The organism is Oleiphilus sp. HI0079 (genome assembly GCF_001635105.1).
Genome location: NZ_LWFT01001200.1, coordinates 1 through 656, shown reverse-complemented (window position 1 = coordinate 656; position 656 = coordinate 1). Strand labels below are relative to the sequence as shown.

Here is a 656-nt window from a genome sequence, read left to right as displayed (position 1 = left end):
AATAAGAACCTGGTGGTTTTGGCTTACTTGGGCAAGATACAGGCGTGACGAGATTTCTTTTGCTTGAAGCGACTTCGTGAAGTGCTCAAGCGTTTTTTGGGTGCGTAATCTGGCTTTGGTTTTATCGACCACCGGATGCGGCGCATTCAATACCCAAATAGAAAGCAGGTTCTGATGCGCTGGCATCTCAAGGAACGATGAGAGCACGTCAATGCGCTCATCATAGGCGGGTAGAACAAATAACTCTTTTACTCCCTGCCCTATCTGCGACAAGGCAGAATCACTCCGCCATAGTTCTTGAGCCTCTGGTTCGGCATAGCGCTCTAGGTAATGCTGACGAACAGAAAGCGTTGACACGCGCGCCCTAGCCTCTTCTCGACATCGTATATCAGACTCAGGAAAACTGCTTTGCTAAACTGTCAACGAGGCCGCTTCGCAATGCCTCAAGCCTGGTCACCTCATAGGGCGTCGCTGCAAATTTTCCCCAAACAGGCGCAGGCCATGCATGATCTATCTTAAAACGAACAACATGGTGAATGTGCAGTTGTGCAACCACATTGCCAAGCGCGGCAATATTCAATTTGTCGCCATCAAAGCGTTCCATCAGATGCGTTGACAGCACATTACTCTCTTTGTCCAGTTGCGCTCGCTGCGCG

Annotated in this window: 1 protein-coding gene and 1 pseudogene; both read right to left on the bottom strand. The window is 49.8% G+C overall.

The genetic code is table 11. The features are described 5' to 3' along the window. Window positions 1-357: hypothetical protein (locus A3750_RS21390; protein WP_156498815.1), on the bottom strand; the 357-nt coding region annotated here is incomplete at its 3' end. A gap of 37 nt (window positions 358-394) precedes the next feature. After that, window positions 395-656 (bottom strand): annotated as a pseudogene (locus A3750_RS21385) (hypothetical protein); the annotation flags it as partial.